This is a genomic window from Bradyrhizobium sp., from assembly GCF_036009065.1.
In the GTDB taxonomy this organism is placed as follows: domain Bacteria; phylum Pseudomonadota; class Alphaproteobacteria; order Rhizobiales; family Xanthobacteraceae; genus Bradyrhizobium.
The window spans coordinates 1-3235 of record NZ_DASYMN010000004.1 but is presented as its reverse complement, the minus strand read 5'-3'; the positions used below and the strand labels follow the sequence as shown (position 1 = coordinate 3235).

Annotated in this window: 2 protein-coding genes; both read left to right on the top strand. The window is 61.6% G+C overall.

Going from position 1 to position 3235, the window contains the following annotated elements; all coding sequences use genetic code 11:
- Positions 1-1533 (top strand): FAD-dependent oxidoreductase (locus tag VGP39_RS00080; RefSeq protein WP_327566076.1); only part of this gene is annotated, 1533 nt, incomplete at its 5' end.
- A 118-nt stretch (positions 1534-1651) separates the two neighbouring features.
- Positions 1652-3235, top strand: a 1584-nt coding sequence (locus VGP39_RS00075; protein WP_327566075.1) for an ABC transporter ATP-binding protein, incomplete at its 3' end; no start/stop codon positions are given.

The window sequence follows — 3235 nt, the reverse complement described above, 5'->3', positions numbered from 1 at the left end:
TCCGATATCGCCACCGAAAGCCACAACACCAATGGCCTCAACGCGCTAAAAAACTTCGTGATGGATGTCGATGGCTATATCGGCCTGTATTCGATCCAGAACGGCAACGAGCAGCTGATCGGCTGCCTGCAGTCCGAGGTCGACGCCGACATCCAGCTCAATCACCGGGTGCTCAAGGTCGGCAAGACCCCGGCCGGCCGCTACCAGCTCAACATGATGAACGGCAAGGGACCGGAGACGCGGGACTTCGATCTGGTCGTGATGTGCCTGCCGCACTCCTGGCTGGCGACGATGCGATGGGACGGCGAACAATTGCGCAAGTCGATGGTCAAGCACGTCGCCTACTTCGATCGTCCGGCGCATTACCTCCGGGTTTCGATCTTGTTCGATACCCCGTTCTGGGGCGAGAAGATCTCCGGCGCATGGTTCATGTCCGAAGCCTTCGGCGGCTGCTGCGTCTACAACGAGGGCGCGCGCCACGATGTCGGCCGCCACGGCGTGCTGAACTGGCTGATCGCCGGCTCCGACGCGCTGGCGTTTGCAAACTTAAGTGACGAACAGCTGATCGATGCCGCGCTGAAATCGCTGCCGGCCTCGCTCGGCGATGCGCGCGCGCATTTCATGGAGGGCAAGACCCATCGCTGGTTGTCATCGGTGAATGCGATCCCGGGCGGCCTGCCGGCGCGCGACGTGATGACCAATCACCGGCCCGAGCCGAAGCAGCACCCGGGCCTGGTCGTGGTCGGGGACTATCTGTTCGACTCCACCCTCAACGGCCTGCTCGACTCTTCGGACGCCGCCACCGACATCATCCTCACCGAAATGATCAAGCTGCGCCATGCGCGCCGCGAGGACGGCAACGCCGTTTCCGACAAGATCGACCGCGATTATTTCGAGCACTATCGCGGGCTGGGCCCCTATAGCGAGGTATGGAGCCGGTTCACCGATCCCGCCTATCTGGGCGAACTCATCAGAATCGTCTGGAGCAGGTCCAAAGGCTACAAGCTGCTGGTGGCCGGATCGGCCAGCGGCGAACTGATCGCCGCGTTGCGCGAGCGCGGCATCGATGCCTGGGGCATCGAGAACAACCGGGCGATCCATGCCAAAACGCCGAAGGCGCTGAAGAAATACAACAAGCTCGGATCGATTGCCGATTTGCCGTTCAAAGACGGCGAGTTCGATTTCGTGTTTGAGACCAGCCTTTGCCACGTCGGCGAAAAGCAGGTGCCGCGCGCCATTCGCGAACTGAACCGCGTGGTCAAGACCGGCCTGGTGTTCGGGTCAGTCACATCAGACATGGCGCCGGCGGTGATCGACCGTTACGACCTGCTGCGCGGGGTCAAGAAGCTCGGCACCTGGTGGGAATGGTCGGAGCTGTTCTTCGGCAACGGCTTCGATCTGTCGATGCACCGGCGCGATTGCACCGATGCGGTCTGGGCGGCGACCCTGGCCGCCAACAAGGGCCCCGGCCAGTGGTATGCCGACTCCGACAGCCTGCGCTATTCGTTCTTTGACAAGGTCGCGGCCGACTGAGCCGGCCCGCGACCGCTTTGCCGAAAGCATTCTGATCGCATAAGATCGGTGCGGTGGTTGCTCCAGCCACCGAGATTACGTTTGCGGTCATGCAGGCCGTGCAGCAACGGTTCGTTTCATGGCGCTACAGCCTCCGTCATCGGATAATCCGGCTCCCGCTCCCGCGGATGATCCTGCCGCGTCGGAACTCGAGAAGAAGCTTGCGGCCGGCGCCGATGCTCCGAATCCGGTCGGCGACGGCAAGGGGGCGGTGCCGCCTCCCTCCGATGACGACAAGAGACCGGATCTCGATGACGACGAGGATGATGAGGATCTCGTCGTCTTTACCGCCAAGGAAGCCGCCGGCGCGCTTGCGACGGTCTATGCGTTCGTCAAGCCATACCTGAAGAACTACAAGAAAATGCTGGCCTTCGTCAGCATCGGCGTGATTGTCGAGACGCTGTTCAACGTCATCATGCCGCTGAGCCTCAAATTCCTGATCGACGACGCACTCGGCGAAGAAGATTTTCAGGCGCTCTACATGATCCTGGGGGTGCTGGCGGTAGCGGGCATCATCACCTCGATTGTCGCGGTCTGGTATGAGCGCTGGGACGCGAGGCTCGCGGCCGGTCTTATTGCGGATGTGCGGTCGCGGCTGTTCGAGCACGTTCAGAATTTGCCGGCGTCCTATTTTGCCCGCACCAAACGCGGCGAAATTCTCTCGCGGTTTTCCATCGATCTGTCGGCCTTCGAGGGATCGATCAAGACCTTTGCCAACGGCGCCGCCTTGCCTTTCCTGGAATTGATCGCCGGCATCATCCTGATGCTGTTCCTGAACTGGCAACTCGCCGCGGTGGCGCTGCTGGTATTCCCGATCACGCTGATCGGCCCGCGGATTCTCACGCCGAAAGCGGTGCAGGCGAATTACGAACAAAAACTCAATGAAGCCGGGCTGCTCGGCATGGTGCAGGAAAACGTCGCCGCGCAGGCCGTCGTCAAGGCGTTCAGCCTGCAGCGCCGGACCTTCGGCTGGTTCACGTTGCGCAACATCGACGTTCGCCAGAAAACCGCTTCCGCGGTGTTTCTGTCGACCATGGTCGAGCGCACGGTCACGATCTCGGTGCTGCTGCTGCATCTCGTGGTGCTCGCCATCGGCGCCTATCTCGCGACCAAGGGTCAGATCACCGTCGGCACCTTCGTGACGTTCGAAAGCGCATTCTGGGAGGTGTCGTACAACATCGCGCACCTGATGCATTTCATCCCGGTGTCGATCCAGTCGGCCGCCGCGGTCCGGCACATGCAGGAATTGCTCGACGAGCCGACCCGCGGCGCCGACGATCGTCCTGGCGCACCTGATTTGCCCCGCATCACCAACGACATCACCTTCGACCGCGTTACCTTCCAGTACGAAAACAGCGAGACGCCGGTGCTCGACAACCTCAGTCTCAAGCTCAAGGTCGGAAAGACCATCGCCATTGTCGGCCCCAGCGGCTCGGGCAAGAGCACGCTGCTCAATCTTATTTTGCGACTCTACACGCCGGACGAGGGCCGGCTCACCATCGATGGCGTCGATATCCGCAAGGTGACCCGCGAGTCGCTGCGCAGGAGCATGGCGGTGGTGTTCCAGGAAAACATGCTGTTCAACATGTCGATCCGGGAAAATATCCGGCTCGGCAAGGAGGGCGCCACCGACGAAGAAGTCGAACAGGCGGCGCGCAAGGCC